Raw genomic sequence first — 17,418 nt, 5'->3', positions numbered from 1 at the left:
ATCGATGCGCTCGAGTACAGCGTCGCCGGCATCCTCAAGGCCTGTCGCGCGCTGCCGTTGAACGTCGCCAGCAATGCCAAGCGCAATGCGCGCTACCAGGTGCCGAAGCGCGGCCTGCTGATCACCAAGGCGACCAGCAAGGCCTTCGCCCGGCTGAACAGCGGCCACAAGGCGGCGGTGCTCGCCAATGCCCTGAGCAATCAGCAGATCGCCGGCAGTCTCGGTGCTTCGGCGCTCAGCCTGCTGCTGCGCCGCGCCGAAATCGCGACGATCAAGGCGGCTGCTCCGGCAGCGATCACTCGCGTCGAAGGCTACGCCGCGGCCGCTGTCGCACCCCTTGCGGCTATCCCGGCAGCCCGGCTCAATGCGGCCGGCAGCCTGTCGTCGATCACGGCGGTCAATATGGCCAGGGTCGTGGCGACGCCAACGCTGGAATTCCTGCGCCCGCCGGCACCGAAGAATCCGGAGGCGAACCAGACCGCGCTGGAACTGCCGTTCCGGCTGATCCTGTCGCCGAACGAGGATGGCCGTTTCCGTCATGAGCTGGTGCCTTCCCACAACCCGGCCAGCGGCCACACCGCGCTGTGGCGGACCGAGCTGGCGCCGGATCCGGGTGCGGCCAGCGCTCGGCTGCGAGCGATCTGGGCGCGGGTCGGCCCGGATTCGCGGCCGCATTACTTCAACGCTGATTGGCAGGTCGGCGATGGCCCGAAAGATCAGCCTGAACCGCCGACCTACAACAAGCCGTTCCGGATGACACTGGACGATCGCGACCGCTTCAACATCGTTCACCAGAGCAGCAATTTCCGCCTCGGTGGCGGCGCCGGTCACGAGGCGGTCGACGCCAAGCAATTGATGCTGTCGGCGCTCGGCGGCTGGCTCGATGCGCGCGGCAACTGGGAGCCGCCGCCGGGCTTGGCGGTCGAGGAATGGGTGCACCAGGCGACCCAGAGCCGCGACCACTATGTGCGCGTGGTCTACAAGGGCTTCCTGTATCCGTTCGGTCATCAGGTATCGCTGGTCAAGGTCAGTGAGCGGCGCTTCCATCACGACAAGCCCGGCAATCCGGCCTACGTCCGGCAGCGGATGTTCCTGGTCTGCAAGCAGCCGGTCCGCGACTACGAGCAGAACGCGGTGGCGATGCCGCCGGTCAACATCGGCGGCATCGGTGCCGGCATCCATCTGCCGCGCCGCTTCCCGTTCGTCCGCGTCGATCTGCTGACTCGCACCACGCCGGATATCCAGCCACCCGAGAAAAGTGACCTCAAGCACAACGGCGCCGAACAGGGGCCGCGCCTGTTCTGGCCGGTTGTCGTCTCGGGCAGCCGTTACGCGTTCCATTACCGCGCGCTCGGCCTGAACGGCCAGTGGCTGGATTTCGAGCTGCCGTCGATCTTCATCGGCAACGACCTGTTCACCGGCCGGCCAGTCGACGACCAGGGGCCGTTCGCCAGCGCCCGCCAGGGCTGGGATGCCGATCCGGAAACCTCGCGCACCGCGCAGTGCCGCAACCAGAAAGTCCGCTTCGCGCATTCCGATCTCGCCGATCCGCCGCAGAAGGCCGGCGATACCGATGCCGAAGTGATCAGCATCGAGTTCGAAGGCCATACCGCCAACCTGCCGTATCGCAAACCGCCGTACACCTATCCGCAGCTACGCAAGGCGGAAGTCCGGGTACCGGCGCTGGCCGGACTTGGCGGCGCCAGTGGCGGCACCACGATCCGTTTCCATCCCAGCTACTTGAAGCTGGCCCAGGGCTATGGTGCCGGCGGCGTGTTCGCGGAAATCACTGGCGGGCCGTCCCTCGATTTCAGCGCGCAGGGCAACCGCTCCGGCGGCCTGGTGCAACCCAATCTTGTACCGTCGGCGCTGTCGTACATCACCGGCCCGGTGGCTGGCGATGCCAGCAAGTTCGCCGATGGCAGTTTCGATCCGCTGAGCTTCTTCGGCGACGGCGGGCCGCTGCTGCTCGGCTGTATTCCCCTCGGCGAACTGATCAAGGGCCTGCTGCCGGCGGACTTCGGCAATAACCTGCCGAAGCTGCCGCGCTTCGTTGCCGATGCCGCCACCGAAGGTGCTTCGCTGCTGGCCCGGCTCGGCGAACTGGGTGATCTCGACCAGCTGCTGCGGCAGGCCGCCGAGCAGGCTGTCGAAGCGGCGATCCGTCAAGTCACCGAACTGGCGTTCCGCGAAGCGAAGGCACAGCTGGCGCTGCTGGATGCCGAAACGGCGCAGATCCAGAGTGCGGTCGAGAACGTCATCAGCAAGGCCAAGGCCGCAGCCCATGCGATCGCCACCGGCGTCGCCGCGCTCGACAACGCCGCACAGCCGCTGCCAGCCGATCTCGGCGCGCTGAGCGGTCTGCTGACCAACTTGCGCAGTGCGCTCGACAGCCGGCTGGCCAAGCTCGGCAACCCGGTGGCCGCCGGCTTTCCGGGTGCCGGCCAGGCCTTGTCGACGACCGTGCAGGCCGTCGCCCGCCAGCAGCTCGAAGCGGTGCGCCTGCGGGTCGGCCAGGCCGAAGCGCTGCTGGCAGCGATCAAGAAACTGCCGGCCTTGTTCGAGCAGGCCAAGGCCGCGGCCGGCAAGGCGGCGGACATCATCGACGGCATCCAGAAGGCCTTGGCCAAGGACAATCCGGCAGCGCCGAAGATCGAGGACGTGGCGCCGCTGCTCGCCCAGCTCGGCGCCCTGCTGCCGACGCTGGAAGAGCGGCTGCGGCCGATGAGCCTGCTGCCGGATGGCATCCGCCAGACCGCGCTGACCCTGATCGGCCTGGTCGGCAAGATCGTCGATGCCGCCGATGCGCTGCTGCCGATCCTCGAATCGCTGCTCGGCGACGAGCTGGTGCTGCGCTTCGACTGGCATCCGGAAATCGGCCCCTGGCCGAGCGCTGCCGTGCCGCTGTTCAACCCGCATGACAAGCGCGGCTTCGTGGTCGGCGTCGAAGCGCGGATGAAAAAGAGCGGCGGCGATCCGGCAGTCAACGCCTACTGCTCGCTGTCGAATTTCGATCTCTGCCTGTTCGGTGGCGATGCCGCATTCATCGAGATCGCTTTCGAGAAGATCGGCCTCAAGGTCAGCGGCGACGGCAAGATGGATGTCGACGTGCGCATGGGCGGCATCCATTTCGTCGGCGTGCTGAGCTTTGTCGAAACGCTGCGCGATCTGATTCCGCTCGATGGTTTCTCCGATCCGCCAGCGCTGAGCATCACCGAAAAGGGCGTCGACGCCAGCTTCTCGATGGCGCTGCCGAACCTGACGCTCGGCGTCATGAGCCTCACCAACCTGAGCCTCGGCGCCGGCTTCACGGTGCCGTTCATAGGCCAGCCGGTGGCGGTGCGTTTCAACTTCTGCACGCGTGATCAGCCGTTCAACCTGACCGTGTCCTTCCTCGGCGGCGGCGGCTTCTTCGGCATCGTCATCGATCCGCACGGCGTGCAGTTGCTGGAAGCGAGCTTCGAGTTCGGCGCCTGTCTCGCGGTCGATTTCGCGGTGGCCAGTGGCAGCGTCCACGTGATGGCCGGCATCTACTTCCGGATCGGCAAGCTGGAGGGCTCGAGCGATGAATCCGCGCAATTGACCGGCTACCTGCGCATGGGTGGCGAGGTCGACGTGCTGGGCCTGATCTCGGCATCGATCGAGCTGTACCTGGCGCTGAACTACTTCCCGGATTCCGGCAAGTGCGAAGGCGAGGCGACGATCACCGTCGAGATCAGCCTGTTCATCTTCTCGGCTTCGGTCGGCATCCATGCCAAGCGCAGCTTCGCCGGCTCGAACGGCGATCCGAGCTTCGCCGCGCTGCTCGGCCCCGACGAGGGCGTGGCCATCGACGACGACACGCAATACGCGTGGCGGACCTACTGCGAAGCCTTCGCCTGACGCTGTCCTGTCTGTTTCCTGTACCGGAAGAACGCCCATGGCTCTTCAAACCCTGATCTGGACCGCCCTGCCGAATGGCTTCACTGCAGACGGCGAACTGGCCCTGTCGATCGTCGTGTCGCCACGGATGACCGCGCTCAACGAGGACGAGCAGCAACTCGGCGCCGATACCTATGCCGACTGGCACAACTGGCCGAACAGCTTGTCGCGTGCCAGCTTCCTGCTGGCCGTCGACGGCGAGCCGGAGCCGTTCCGTCTCGAAGTCACCTCGCGACCCAACCCCGATCTCTGGCCGCTGATGTTTCCGGCCGATCTGTTCGTTCGCGGCTTCGCGTTCAAGGACATGTCGGCGAACAACCTGCGCGACTATCCGGCCGACGCGGTGATCTCGACCTTGAAGGGCCGCTACGCGGAACTCGCTGCCAGTGACGGCCTCCAGCGGCCGTCACTGTTCGGGCCGAAGCGTGGCGGCCTGCATGGCCTGCTCGGCGATCTCGGCGTGCGGCTCGATCGCGACCGCGCCAGCCACAAGCAGCCGAGCGTGCTCGCCGATTCGCTGAGCCGGCAGCCCGAGCGTTTCGGCGAGCCAGTACGTGCAGTGGTCGGTATCGACGGTCGGCTCGATGAGGGCAAGTCGGTCGGTGGCAACAGCCAACAGTTGCTGCGTGCGCTACCGGCACGTCGGCCGGCCCCGCTCGGTGGTCTGTACAGCTCCGATGCCCACTACGCGTTCGCGCTGGCCAACCGCTTCTATTCGCGCCCCGAACTGCAGCGCGAAGACCCACGCCGCCAGAAGCTGGGCAACGGGCCCAACGATCTGAAAGCCGAGGATCTCCGGTACGCCGATCCAGCGCACCAGCCGGTCGCCGTGCAGCAGCCGGACATCGATTTCCACAGCAGTATCGCGCTGCTGTCCGACGCGCCGAGCGTGCTGCGCGATCTTGGCCTGATCCTCGACGTCGTGGTCCGCGATCGTGGCCGGCTGCGCAAGAGAGCCGCGGCATCGGCCAGCGGCCGGCTGTCCGGACGACTGCGGCTGATCATCGAGCGCCAGCCGCGTGGCGATGTCATCGACAGCCTGCCGATGACCGCCTTCGATCTGCTCGGCGATCGCTTCATCACCGCCAGCCGCCTGCCGCTCGAGCATCGCGATGGCCTGATGCGCCTGGCTGAAGTCGGCGAACCCCGGCCGGCCGACGCCAAAGGCCTGCCGTCAGCGGAGACCTACAACCTCGCCCAGGTCGATGTCGATGGCGCGGCGCTGAAAACGCTGGGCACGGCGCTGGCGCTGGAGCGCCATCTGAAGCACATCGGCAGTTCGGCCGCCGATGCCAAGGCGCTCGAGAAGCCGGGCGAACTCAGCTACACGACCAGCGTCGAGGAATCGGTGGCGGTGCTGCGCTCCGGTGGCATCGCGCTGCTGCGCAACGGCCGCGCCGAAGCCAACGGCAATCTGGCCCACGCGGCACGGATCAAGAACGCAACGCTGGAGAATCAGCCGAAGGACTTCGCCAAGGCGGTGCTGTACATCGAGGATCTGCTGCACGGCTACCGGGTCGACGTGCTCGCTGCCAGCCACGGTCGCTGGCTGTCGCTGTGCGAACGCCAGGTGCGCTATCGCCTTGCGGCCGATGGTCGAGATCTGGAACCGGTGCGCGACGAGGGTTACGTCAAGGGCGCCAGCACCACCAGCGCGCCGCCACAAGTGTTGAAGGAAGCGCCGGCCGGCACGCCGGAGGATCACTACCTGCATTCGGCGATGTTCCGCTGGACTGGCTGGAGCCTGGTCGCAGCGCGGCCGGGCCGGCGCATCGTCGCTCGCAACGAACACGGCCAGATTCAGGAGGAAACCGTCACCGAGCACGGCAGCGGCGATGCTGGCGATGTGCTGCCGAAGCAGAGCCCGCTGATCGGCACTGCAGAAGCATTGCCCGGCAGCCTGCCAAAGCTGCGCTTTGGCGAGCGCTACCAGTTGCGCGCGCGGCTTGTCGATCTGGCCGGCAATAGCCTGAAGCTCGGCGACGTTTCGCTGGAACAGGACGCGCAACGTACCCAGGCGATCGTCTACCAGCGGCTGGAGCCAGTCGATCCGCCGGCGCTGGCACTGAAGCAGCGCATCTCCGAGGGCGAATCGGTCGAGCGCATGGTGATCCGCAGCGATGCCGGCCTGAGCACGGGCGACTACCTGCAGCAGACGCCTTACGACGACAACGAGCCGACCAGCAGTGGCTTCGCCTACGCCGACGTCAACCAGCGTCATCTGGTGCCGCCGAAGGTGTCGCAGGTGATGGCCGAGCAGCACGGCGCCTTCGAGCCGGCGTTCAGCGGCGCCACGCCAGCCGAGATCCGTCTGGCTTACGCAACTATCGCCGCCAAGGAAGCCGGCACGCTCTATCACGGCGGTGCTTCGGTGCTGCGGATCACGCCGCCGAAGCCCGGCCAGGTACCGCCGCCCGGCGAGCCGGCGTCGCCCGAAGTGCCGCTGACCGAAACGCCGCCGGAAGGCTTCCGGCTGGAGCCCGGCGATTACGTTGTCCATCGCGAAGAAACGCTGCTGACGCCGTACTTGCCGGACCCGCTGGCCGATGCCATCGCCTTCCGCGGCCTGCCGGGCATCGATCGCGACACGCTGGAAGCGCTGGAGCGCGAAGACCTCGGCAACGGCGAAAGCCTGTGGTGGCTCGATCGCGAAGATGGCGTCTTCATCCGCCGGGTGCCCGGTGCCCGCGAGGAAGAGCATTACGTGCTGATCGTCCGCAACGCCGTCGATCCGAATCTGGGCTGGCCGCAGGTACAGGGCTGCCGCATCGCGATCCTCGAACAGCGCGAGGAACTGGCGATCGACGCCTGCTCGGTCAACGCCAGCCTGCGGCCGAAGCTGCCGGAATGGGATCACGACCAGCGCCTGCTGCGGGTGTTCCTGCGCAAGGGCGAGGTGGCGCCGGTGCGCTACGCCTCGGTACTGAATCCGCACTTCCGTCGCCATCTGGCGCTGCCGTCCTGGGTACAGGAGCACCGCAACAAGGATGCCGCGCTGCTGGCTCTGGAACAGGCCTATGCCGGCTGCCACTGGATGCTGACACCGGATCGCCTGCTGACCCTGGTGCATGCCACGCAGCGGCCGATCTGCGCGCCGCTGTTCGAGAACCTCGACGTCGTTCGCAAGGCCGGCGATACCTATGCCGACCTGGCCGGCAAGACGCTGGTGCGCCTGCACGGCCGCACGACCGGCAAGCTCGAAGTGCTCGGCGACTGGATGGAATGGATCGACAACGGCCCGGGCACGTCACTGGTCCGCCGCCGGATGAGCGCACAGCTGCGCGAGGTCGGCATCGAGCAGCCGCCGCTGGATCGCGACGAGCCGCAACGGCAAGTGGTGTTCGCGTCGCTCGGCTCCGGCGAGAAGCCGGAGCAGGTGCCGCATTACCGGCACGAGTTCGGCGACGGCAAGTTCCGCCTGGTGCATTACCAGCTGCGCGCGAGCAGCCGCTTCCGCGAATATCTGCCGCTGTCGATCAGCGCCGATCCCAACAACTTGCAGCAGACCGGCGCCGTGTTCGAAGGCTCGCCGCTGGCTTTGCCGGCCGAGTACTGGGCCGAGTATCCAGCTGTCCAGAACGGCCAGACTGGACTGAGCAGCCTGGCAACGGCCGGCGCACCACTGCTCGATTCCGGTATGGCGCCGGCGCCAGGCCGCATCGTGCCGGCCACGGTCCGACCACTGCCGGCCAGTGTCGACGCAGTGATCCCGACCTTCCGCTGGCAGCAGTCTGGCAACGTCGACAACTACAGCTGCATTCGCCGCGGCAACGGCTTGCGCGTCTACCTGCACCGTCCCTGGTACTCCAGCGGCGAAGGCGAACTGCTGGGCGTGGTGCTGCCGGACATCGAGCTCGATGCGCCGGGCTTCGAAGCGCTGGAACCATTCGTGACCCAATGGGGCCAGGATCCGCTGTTCGCTTCGCGCCAGCCCTACGATGCGGTGACGCCGGCGGCGTTCCCGGCGCGCGTGATGACCGTCAATGCGCCGCTGCCGGAAGCTGGCAACCGCCTGCTGCCGGTGGCCGGCCACCGCGTCTACTTCGACGAGCAGCGCGATCAGTGGTACGCCGATATCGAGATCGAATGCGGACGCAGCTACACGCCGTTCGTGCGTCTGGCGCTGGTGCGCCTGCAGCCGCAGGCGCTGAGTCGCTGCAAGCTGTCGCCGGTGGTGCAAGCGCCGTTCGCGCAGCTTGCGCCGCTGCGCGAGATTCGGGTCATTGCCCATCCGGAGCGCGTCTACGAGTTCAAGGTCTACGGCCCGGCGCCGGACAAGGGGCCGGTCGGAAATCTGGCCGAGCCGCTGAGCAACTTCGTCATCAGCCCATCATTGAACGAGCAACTGCTCGGCAGCAGCCGCAACCGCATGGAAGTGGCGCTGCAGCTGCAGACCTCGAAGCTGAAGACCGATCTCGACTGGGTCGATGCCAGCAATCCGAAGCCGACCAGCGCCGATGTCGAAGCCCGCAGCGATGGTGACGGTCAGGTATTGGTCGAACGGGCGCCGACCGGGTTCGTGGCGATCCGCCGCAGTACCGCTTTCACCGATGCGATTCGCAGCTCGCGTCTGCTGCCGCTGATCCGCCGCAACGATCTGCTGTTCCAGGCCCGCATCGTGCTGCCGCCGCTCGAAGCCGGCAGCCGGGCGCGTCTGGTGCTGCGCGAGTTCGAGCGTCACTTGAGCGATGGCGAAGATCAGCTGAGCACGCCCATCAGCAGCGCTGTCCATCCGTTGCCGGCAGTCGCTGAACGCTTGGTCTTCGCCCGCGAGCTGTACGTGCTCGGCTACCAGCCGGAGGCCAGCGACGAGCTGTGAGCCGATAGCGCCCCGGGTACAAACCGGGGGCGAGGCTCGGAGCGGCCGGTCTGCGCTAGGCTGCATCGCCCCGCCCAGCGAGTTCCGATCCGCCGATGACCACCCCGACCGCCACCTCCGCCCGCGCCGCCTGGACGCTGATGCTGGCTGCCGCTGCGATCCTGGCGCTGACCATGGGCGCGCGGATGTCGCTGGGCCTGTTCATGCAGCCGATCGGCGCCAGCACCGGCTTGAGCATCGTCTCGATCAGCTTCGCGCTGGCCATCGGCCAGCTGGTCTGGGGTGCGGTGCAGCCACTGTTCGGGGCCATTGCCGATCAGACCGGCTCGGTTCGCGTGGTCGTCTTCGGCGGCTTGCTGATGGCCGCCGGGCTGGCGCTGGCGCCGTCGTTCAGTTCGAAGTTCGGCCTGCTGGTCTGTCTCGGCGTGATGACCTCCGCCGGTGCCGGCGCCGGCGCGTTCTCGATCCTGATCGGCGCGACCTCGCAGCAGCTGCCGGCCGAGAAGCGCGCCTTCGCGGCCGGCTTCATCAATGCCGGCGGCTCGTTCGGGCAGCTGCTGTTCGCACCGATCGTGCAAGCGCTGATCGCCGCGTTCGGCTGGATCACCGCCGCCTATGCGCTCGCCGCGTCGACCCTGCTGAGCCTGCCGCTGGCGGGCCGTCTGGCCGGGCCTGCGAAGCCGGCCGCCGTTGCCGACGCCGGCCTGCGCGCGCAGCTGAACATCGCCCTCGCCGACCGCAGCTACTGGCTGCTGCATTTCGGCTTCTTCACCTGCGGCGTGCACGTCGCTTTCCTGGTCACCCATCTGCCGGGTGAAGTCGCGCTGTGCGGCTTGTCGCCGTCGGTGTCGGGCACGGCGCTGGCGCTGGTCGGCGCGTTCAACATCGCCGGCAGCCTGTCGGCCGGCTGGCTGGGTCAGAGGGTCCGCATGAAATCGCTGCTCTGCGCGATGTACGCAAGCCGCGCGCTGTTCATTGCACTGTTCATGATCTCGCCGCGCAACGCGCTGAGCGTCTACCTGTTCGCCGCCGGGCTCGGCTTCACCTTTCTGGCCACGGTGCCGCCAACGGCCGGGCTGGTCGCCAAGCTTTACGGCACCCGCTATCTCGGCACCCTGTTCGGCCTGACCCTGCTCAGCCACCAGATCGGCGGCTTCTTCGGCGCCTGGCTCGGCGGCCTGACCATCAGCCGTTTCGGCGATTACTCGTGGATGTGGATCGCCGACATGGTGCTGGCGCTGATCGCCGCACTGAGCTGCCTGCCGGTACGGGAAGCGCGGCTAGTGCCAGCTCGCGCAATCTAGACCGCGCGCATCTGCTCTAGCTTTTCACGCGCTATCTGGTGCTTGGATCGCCTGGTCATCGGGCTCATCGTGGCGGCGTCCATCCAGGACCCAACGAGGAGCCCGCCATGTCCAGCCAACGTCCCGAAACCGAAGCACCGAGCGTGTCGACCCTGCAGGTGATCCAGAGCGTCGCCTGGGCATTCTTCGGCGTGCAGAGCCATCGCAATCGGGTGCGCGATTTCAACAGCGGCAAGCCGCTGCATTTCATCATCGTCGGCGTGCTGCTGACCGGCGTCGTGGTCGGCCTGTTCGTCGCTGCTGCCCAGCTGGCGCTGGCGTTCGCCGCCCCCTGAAGCACGGCTTCAAGCGCGGGCGAGACGCCCGAGCGTTGCCAGCGCCGCGTCGACACGGCCATCGTCCGGATGGCCGTAGTTCAGACGCAGGCAATGGCCGAAATCGTCGCGCGCCGAGAACAGCGCGCCGGGCGCCAGGCTGATGTCCTGCGCCAGCGCGGCCTGCTGCAGCACTCGCGTGTCCACACCTTTCGGCAGCTCCACCCACAGGAAGTAGCCGCCGTCCGGCCGGGTCACCCGCGTGCCGTCCGGGAAGTGCTGCTGGATCGCCGCGAGCATAGAGTCGCGTCCGGCGATCAACTGCTCGCGGAGCTTGCGCAGGTGGCGCTCGTAGCTGCCGGTGGCGAGGTAATCGGCCAGCGCCAGCTGTGAGGGCACCGCCGCCGACAGGCTGCTGCCGAGCTTCAGCCGCTCGACTTTCGCCGTGTAGCGTCCGGGCGCGGCCCAGCCGATGCGATAGCCGGGCGCCAGGCATTTCGAGAACGACGAGCAGTGCAGCACCAAGCCTTCCTCGTCCCAGGCCTTCGCCGGCTTGAACCTGGATTCGCCGTAATGCAGTTCGCCATAGACATCGTCCTCGATCAACGGCACGCCATGCTGCGCCAGCAGCGCGACCAGCGCCTGCTTGCGGGCATCCGGCATCGATGCGCCGAGTGGATTCTGGAAGCTGGTCATCAGCCAGCAGGCGGCCGGCTTGTGGCGCTTGAGGGCGGTGGCCAGGGCATCGAGATCGACACCGGTTTCGGGATCGGTCGGCACTTCCACGGCGCGCAGTCGCAAGCGTTCGAGTGCCTGCAGCGAGGCATAGAAGGTCGGCGATTCGATGATCACCGCATCGCCCGGCGAGGTGACCGTCTGCAGGCACAGGCTCAGCGCTTCCATCGCGCCATCGGTGATCACCAGGCCCTCCGGTTCGATGGCGATGCCGTCGCCGCGATAGCGCAGCGCGATCAGCCGCCGCAGCTCGGGATTGCCCGGCGACAGATCGACCACCGTGCGCCAGGGATCAAGCCCGCGCACGCTGCGGTTCAACGAGGCGTGCAGCGCCTTCAGCGGCAGCAGCTTCGGGCTTGGAAACGCCGAGCCCAGTGGCACCACGCTGGGCCGGCGGATGGCGGCCAGCAGTTCGTAGATCAGCTCGCTCTTGTCGATGGTCGTCGATCGCGCCAGCGGCTTCGACAGCGCCGGCTTCGGCGGCTTGGCGCGCTGCGCGCAGACGTAATAACCGGAGCGCGGCTTCGCGACGATCAGGCCGCTGGCTTCCAGCCGGTGATAGGCGCGCAGCACGGTCATCTCGCTCAGCGCGCGCTTGCGGCTGGCTTCGCGCACCGACGGCAGACGCTCGTCCGGCTGCAGCGCGCCGCTGGCGATCAGGGTCGCGAGTTCGTCGGCGTAGCGCTTGTAGAGCGTCACTTGCCGCCTTCGAGGCGCCGCGCCGTCAGCCACAGCCGGGCATCGAATTCGCGCTGGTGGTAGTCGGACAGCATGTGCTCGCAGAGGCGATAAAAAGCCTTGTCGTGATCCTGCTCACGGATGTGGGCCAGCTCATGGACGGCGATCATCTCCAGGAACTCCGGCGGCGCCTCGCGGAACACGGCGGCGATGCGGATCTCGCGCTTCATCTTCAGCTTGCCGCCCTGCACGCGCGACGAGCGGACATGCACACCGAGCGCATTGCGCACCGCTTCCATGCCGCCTTCGTAGCAGACCCGGTGCAGTGGCGGCGCACTGCGCAGGTATTCGCTCTTCAGATCGCCGACATAGGTCTGCAGCGCGCTGTCGGACTGGATCTCGTGGCGCGCCGGATACTTCTTCACCAGATGCGCGCTCAACCGCTGCTCGGCGATCAGCTTGCGCACCTGATCGAGCGTGGCCGGCGGGTAGCCGGCGAGGTAAGGCAGATCGGTCATTGCAACCTGGCGATCAGGCGCTTGCCGGCAAGCTGTAGTCGATCGTGTAGTTGTGGCGGCCGTTGCCGACGATCAGATTCATCACGCCGCTGATGCCGGCGAGTTCGCCGGTGCCGGAGTCCGGCACGATGGTCACCGCCAGTTCCGGCGCGCCGCGCGTCATCACGCCACGGTGGACGACGATGAAGCTGCCGGTCTTGCCGTTGAGCGTGCCGCTGATCCGTTCGATCGCGACATAAGCCGCCGAGCCGCTGACGCTGCCCATGCCGGTCAGCATTTCGCCGGCACCGGTGGCGTCGAGCCCACCGTGAAAGCGCTTGTCGAGCCGCATGCGGCCGCGCGCGCTGTCGTTTCCAGGCTGATCGAGGCTCAGCGGTGCAAGCGTCACATCGAATGCGCCGGAAGCGGTCTGGGTGGTCATGGCGAAGCTCTGGGTGGGTTGGACGGCAGGATAGGCGAAGGCATCGCCAGCCGGCAGTTCAGGATGCCGGCCAGGATGACGATGCCGCCGAGCGTCTGCTGCAAGCCGAAACCTTCGCCGAGCAGCACCCAGGCGAACACCGCCGCGGCAACCGGCTGCACCAGCAGGGTCACGCTCGCGAACGAAGCGGTGACATGCGCCTGCGCCCAGGCAATCAGACCCTGGCCGCCGATGTGGACGACCAGGCCGAGCGCCAGCAGCAGCGCGATGTCGCGCGGGCCCGTGGGCAGCAGGCGTTCGCCGCTGAGCAACGCCATCGGCAGCAGCAGCGCAGCACCGGCGAGGCTGGCGTAGAACATCACGTCGAGCGCCGAATAACGCCGCCGGCTGCGGCTGACCAGCAGTTGGTAGATCGCGTAGAACACCGCCGTGCCGACCGCCAGCAGATCGCCGATCGCGGTCTCGTGGCTGATTCGGAAACTGTCGGCGACCAGCACCCCGGCGCCGATCAGGGCCAGTGCCAGGCCGATCCAGAAACGCGGCGGGTGGCGATCGCCGAAGCCGAAATGCAGGGTCAGCGCGATGAACACCGGCGACAGGTTCGACATCAGGGTGGCGTTGGCGACCGCGGTCAGATGGATCGAGCGATGCCACAGCGCCAGATCGAGCGCGAAAGCGATACCGGCGAGCAGCATCAAGCCCAGCGCACGGCGATCCGGCGGCTCCTCGCTGCGCGACTGCAGCCGCCAACGGAGCAGGCCGAGCACCGGTACCGCGATCGCCAGCCGCCAGAACGCCGCCGCCGTCGGCCCGACGTCGACCAGCCGGACGATGATCGCCGCAAAACCAATGAGCACCGCGCCCAACACCAGGCCAGGCAGGCCGCTACGGCTGACAGCAGGGGCGGAATCGGGCGACGACATCGCGGGATCGGATGCTTCGGGAAGGCCGGCATTGTCGGACTTCACAGCCGGCAGCGCGATGCCGCCGATAAGCCGAGGCGCCACGGCTCTATGATGGCAACCCGTTTCCGCGCCTCGATCCTGGTCCGGCTTGCACCGGAATTGCGCACGAGGCAACGGGCTTATGCACAAGCCCCGTTCAACTGACAATTCCGGGACTATCAAGTCCCGTTTCCACCAAGGCCTTGATAAAAATATTCAAGTCATTGAATTAGTGATCATTAATTTTTCAGCTTTGAGGATTGCCCAGCGACCGATGTTGCGCCGCGACAAAAGCTGTGCGCGGGCTTCAATGATGTACACATCCTTATCCACAGGCCGCCCGTGAAGCTCGTCACAGTCGCTGTACCGGTGCCCTTGCGGCAGCGTTTCGATTACCAAGCGCCGGACTCGCTGCTCGCAGCGCTGGTACCCGGCGTGCGCGTCTGGGTGCCGTTCGGCCGGCGCGAGCTGATCGGCGTGGTGGTCGATGCAGTCCGGGACGTGGAAACCCCGGAGTTCGAGCCGCGGCCGATCACTGCCGTGCTCGACGAAGTTGCCCTGACCGGGCCGATGGTCGGCCCCGAACTGCTGGCGCTGTGCCGCTGGGTCGCCGACTACTACCTGCACCCGCTCGGCGAAGTGATCGCCGCCGCGCTGCCCGGCCCGCTGCGGCGCGGCGAGCCGGTGACGATGCCGCCGCCCGATGGCCTGCAGTTGACCGAAGCCGGTCGTGCAGCGATGGCGAGCTTGCCGGCGCGCTCGACGACGATGAAAGCGCTGCTCGATCTGCTGGCAGCGGCGCCGGGCAGCAGCGCGCAAGTCCGCACCGCACTGCCGAATGCCGCGGCGGCGCTGAAGAAGGCGCTGGACAACGGTTGGGCCGAGCGCTGCGCGCTGGAAAGGGTCACGCCGCTCGAAGCCCGCCTGCCGCTGACCGAGGAACAGACCGCCGCACTGACCACGCTCGATGCCGGCTTGAGCTCCGGCTTCGCTGACAGCCTGCTCGAAGGCGTGACCGGCAGCGGCAAGACCGAGCTGTACCTGCGGCTGACCGAAACCGTGCTCGCCGCCGGCGGCCAGGTGCTGGTGCTGGCGCCGGAAATCGGCCTGACACCGCAGCTGGCGGCGCGCTTCAAGGCCCGCTTCGGCGATGGCGTGGCCAGCTTCCATTCCGGCCTGAGCGAAACCGAACGCGCGCGCAACTGGCTCGCCGCGCGCGATGGCCGCGCGCGCATCGTCGTCGGCACCCGCTCGGCGGTGTTCGTGCCGATGACGCGGCTGGCGCTGGTGATCGTCGATGAGGAGCACGACGTCTCCTACAAGCAGCAGGACGGCCTGCGCTACCAGGCCCGCGATGTCGCCGTGCTGCGTGCCCGCCGGGCCGGCGCGCCGGTGCTGCTCGGCAGCGCCACGCCGTCGCTGGAATCGCTGCATAACGCGAATACCGGCCGCTACCGGCATCTGCGCCTGCTGAAGCGCGTTCGCAGCCAGGCGCCGCCGCGCATCCATCTGCTCGACGTGCGCCACGCGCCGCTCGACAACGGCCTGAGCCCGACGATGATCGAGGCGGTGTCGCGCCAGCTCGAAGCCGGCCATCAGGCCCTGCTGTTCCTGAACCGCCGCGGCTACGCGCCGGTGCTGCTCTGCCACGACTGCGGCGCCGTCACGCCGTGCCCGAACTGCGATGCGCGGCTGGTCGTCCATCGCGCCCGCAAGCGCCTGGCCTGCCATCACTGCGGCCACGTCGAACCGATCCCGCCGGCCTGCAGCGATTGCGGCGGCAAGCTGGTGCCAGTCGGCCAGGGCACCGAGCGGATCGAGGACGCGCTGCGGATGCGCTTCCCCGAATACCGGGTCGAACGTTTCGATTCCGATCGCCTGTCCAGCGGCACGGCGATCGCGCGGTTGCTGGCTGATGTCGAGCGCGGCGATGTGAAACTGCTGGTCGGCACCCAGGTGCTGGCCAAGGGCCACGACTTCGCCGGCCTCGCCTTCGCCGGCCTGATCGATGTCGACCAGGCTTTGTTCGGCAGCGATTTCCGCGCCATCGAGCGGATGGGGCAAATGGTCACTCAGGTTGCCGGGCGAGTCGGCCGCGCCGATGCGCCGGGCGAAGTGCTGCTGCAGACCCATCAGCCCGAACATCCGCTGCTGCGCCTGCTGGTCGAGCGCGGCTATCCGGCGTTCGCCGCGACCCTGATGGCCGAGCGCAAGCAGTTCGGCCTGCCCCCATTCGCCAGCCTGGCACTGCTGCGGGTCGAAGCGCGGACCGAAGGCGAAGTGATGAACTTCCTGCGCACACTGCGCCGCCAATTACCGGCTGCCGACGAGGTCGAAATCCTCGGTCCGGCCCCGGCGACGATGGCGCGCCGCGCCGGCTATCAACGCGGCCAGTTGCTGCTCAAGAGTCCGTCCCGCTCGGCGCTGCATCGCCTGCTCGGCGTCTGGCTGCCGGAGATCGAAGCGCTGGGCCAGAAGACCCGGCTGCGCTGGTCGCTGGATATCGATCCGGCGGATTTGTTTTGAAATCTGTGGCCGATCGTCTGTAAGGCTGCCCGGATCGACCGGCTCGCTCACTTGCGAGCGCAGTTGCACTCGATCAGCGTCGCTCGAAGCGCATCGGAAAACGCCTTCCTCTCCGACAACAGCTGCTCGGCCCCCTGCTGCGAAGCCACGGCAATGGCTTTTGGCACCGCTTCCTTGGTCACCGCTAGCTCGCGGCGACCGAGCGGTGAACTGTAGAAAGCAATGAGCTGGTCAAGCTCCTGATCGGAAAATGCCGGACCAAATAACGTGGTTAGCTCGGCAACATACGCTTCGCCTGAGAACGCGCTTTGCGTCGCCTTCTCGAGGAACTCGCGCGTCAATGCATCCACACGTGCCTGAAAAGCGGGGTTCAAATCGAAGGATTTCAGATTATCGCGAACCGAATTCTGCACGGTCGTTTCCAACTGTCTCTGGACTGCAGCTTTTTGTTGCTCGATGGCGTCCAAGAGCCCCCAAAGATCGATCAGAGTCCGGACCTTCTCGTCGCGTTGGGCCGCGACTGCAACGCCACCCCACATGAGCACCACCACCAACATCAGCTTGATCATCTGACGCTCTCTCGTGAATGCCCTTTCGGGCCGAATACCTGCAGTACCCGCACCATCAATCACGCAGCCGCCGCTGCCTTCACCGCCGCTTCCAGCTCATCCAGCGCCTCGCCGGTATAGACCGCGAGCCGCTGCATGTGCGGCAGCGCATCGCGGGCGCCGGTGAAGCCGAAGTTGAGCTTGCCGGCGTAGGACAGGCAGGTGATGTTCAGCGCCTGGCCGTGTTGCAGCACGCTGACCGGGTACATCGCTTCGAGCTTGGCGCCGCCGAGATAGAGCGTCTTGTCCGGGCCCGGCACGTTGGAGATCGCCAGGTTGAACATCGGCTTGATGCGGCCGGCAGCGCCGGTGAGCATGCCCATGATGTAGGGCGCCATGAACAGCATCGTGTAGTTGTTCAGGCCACTCTTCGGCAGGCTCTGCAGATGCTCCTTGGCGCCGAGCGTGGAGCTGTGGATCCATTGCAGGCGCTTGACCGGATCGGCGATCGAAGTGCCGAGATCGGCGAGCATGAAGCTGATCGCGGTGCCCAGTTGCTCGTCGCCCTTGGGCCGCAGCGACACCGGCAGGCCGGCGGTCAGGCTGCGCCGCGGCAGCACGTTCAGTTCCTTCAGGAAGCGCCGCAGCGCGCCGGCGCAGATCGCCAGCACGACGTCGTTCAGGGTCACG

General features: G+C 67.2%; 11 protein-coding genes. 5 read left to right on the top strand and 6 right to left on the bottom strand.

The window, feature by feature from the left end:
* From Q0D45_RS12500 to Q0D45_RS12485, 4 genes are all read left to right on the top strand, one after another.
* Positions 1-3,882: hypothetical protein (locus Q0D45_RS12500; protein WP_293393294.1), on the top strand; the 3,882-nt coding region annotated here is incomplete at its 5' end.
* Between the two features lie 37 nt (positions 3,883-3,919).
* A complete protein-coding gene (locus Q0D45_RS12495; RefSeq protein ID WP_293393292.1) occupies positions 3,920-8,740 on the top strand; it encodes a hypothetical protein in 4,821 nt (1,606 codons plus the stop codon).
* A gap of 95 nt (positions 8,741-8,835) precedes the next feature.
* Positions 8,836-10,044: an MFS transporter gene (locus Q0D45_RS12490; RefSeq protein WP_293393290.1), complete on the top strand. Its 1,209-nt coding sequence runs from the start codon at positions 8,836-8,838 to the stop codon at positions 10,042-10,044.
* 107 nt (positions 10,045-10,151) lie between these two features.
* Positions 10,152-10,379 carry a DUF2970 domain-containing protein gene (locus tag Q0D45_RS12485; RefSeq protein WP_293393288.1) on the top strand — a complete coding sequence of 76 codons (228 nt, stop codon included), beginning with the start codon at positions 10,152-10,154 and terminating at the stop codon, positions 10,377-10,379.
* A 9-nt stretch (positions 10,380-10,388) separates the two neighbouring features.
* Here Q0D45_RS12485 and Q0D45_RS12480 read toward each other — a convergent pair whose 3' ends face one another.
* Genes Q0D45_RS12480 through Q0D45_RS12465 form a run of 4 tightly spaced genes read right to left on the bottom strand, consistent with a single transcriptional unit; the run spans position 10,389 to position 13,633 of the window.
* Positions 10,389-11,792: a PLP-dependent aminotransferase family protein gene (locus Q0D45_RS12480; RefSeq protein ID WP_293393286.1), complete on the bottom strand. Its 1,404-nt coding sequence runs from the start codon at positions 11,790-11,792 to the stop codon at positions 10,389-10,391.
* Positions 11,789-12,289, bottom strand: a complete 501-nt coding sequence (locus Q0D45_RS12475; protein ID WP_293393284.1) for a YgjP-like metallopeptidase domain-containing protein — start codon at positions 12,287-12,289, stop codon at positions 11,789-11,791. Before Q0D45_RS12475 ends, Q0D45_RS12480 begins: the two co-directional genes overlap by 4 nt.
* A 13-nt stretch (positions 12,290-12,302) precedes the next feature.
* A complete protein-coding gene (locus Q0D45_RS12470) occupies positions 12,303-12,710 on the bottom strand; it encodes a DUF3224 domain-containing protein (protein WP_293393282.1) in 408 nt (135 codons plus the stop codon).
* Entirely contained in the window at positions 12,707-13,633 is a 927-nt protein-coding gene (locus tag Q0D45_RS12465) for a DMT family transporter (RefSeq protein WP_293393280.1), read from the bottom strand. Before Q0D45_RS12465 ends, Q0D45_RS12470 begins: the two co-directional genes overlap by 4 nt.
* Before the next feature lie 363 nt (positions 13,634-13,996).
* Here Q0D45_RS12465 and Q0D45_RS12460 point away from each other — a divergent pair, with 363 nt between their 5' ends.
* Complete coding sequence (locus Q0D45_RS12460; protein ID WP_293393278.1) at positions 13,997-16,180, top strand: primosomal protein N'; 2,184 nt, start codon at positions 13,997-13,999, stop codon at positions 16,178-16,180.
* Positions 16,181-16,227: 47 nt separating this feature from the next.
* Here Q0D45_RS12460 and Q0D45_RS12455 read toward each other — a convergent pair whose 3' ends face one another.
* Together Q0D45_RS12455 and Q0D45_RS12450 are read right to left on the bottom strand one after the other, a co-directional pair.
* The gene (locus Q0D45_RS12455) at positions 16,228-16,749 is read right to left on the bottom strand and encodes a DUF2059 domain-containing protein (protein WP_293393276.1); all 522 of its coding nucleotides are present in this window, start codon (positions 16,747-16,749) and stop codon (positions 16,228-16,230) included.
* Positions 16,750-16,808: 59 nt separating this feature from the next.
* A partial coding sequence (locus tag Q0D45_RS12450; RefSeq protein WP_293393274.1) for a WS/DGAT domain-containing protein occupies positions 16,809-17,418 on the bottom strand: 610 nt, incomplete at its 5' end.

The sequence above is a fragment of the Nevskia sp. genome (genome assembly GCF_023266035.1).
Classification (GTDB): Bacteria; Pseudomonadota; Gammaproteobacteria; order Nevskiales; family Nevskiaceae; genus Nevskia.
This window is presented reverse-complemented; position numbering and strand designations above follow the sequence as displayed.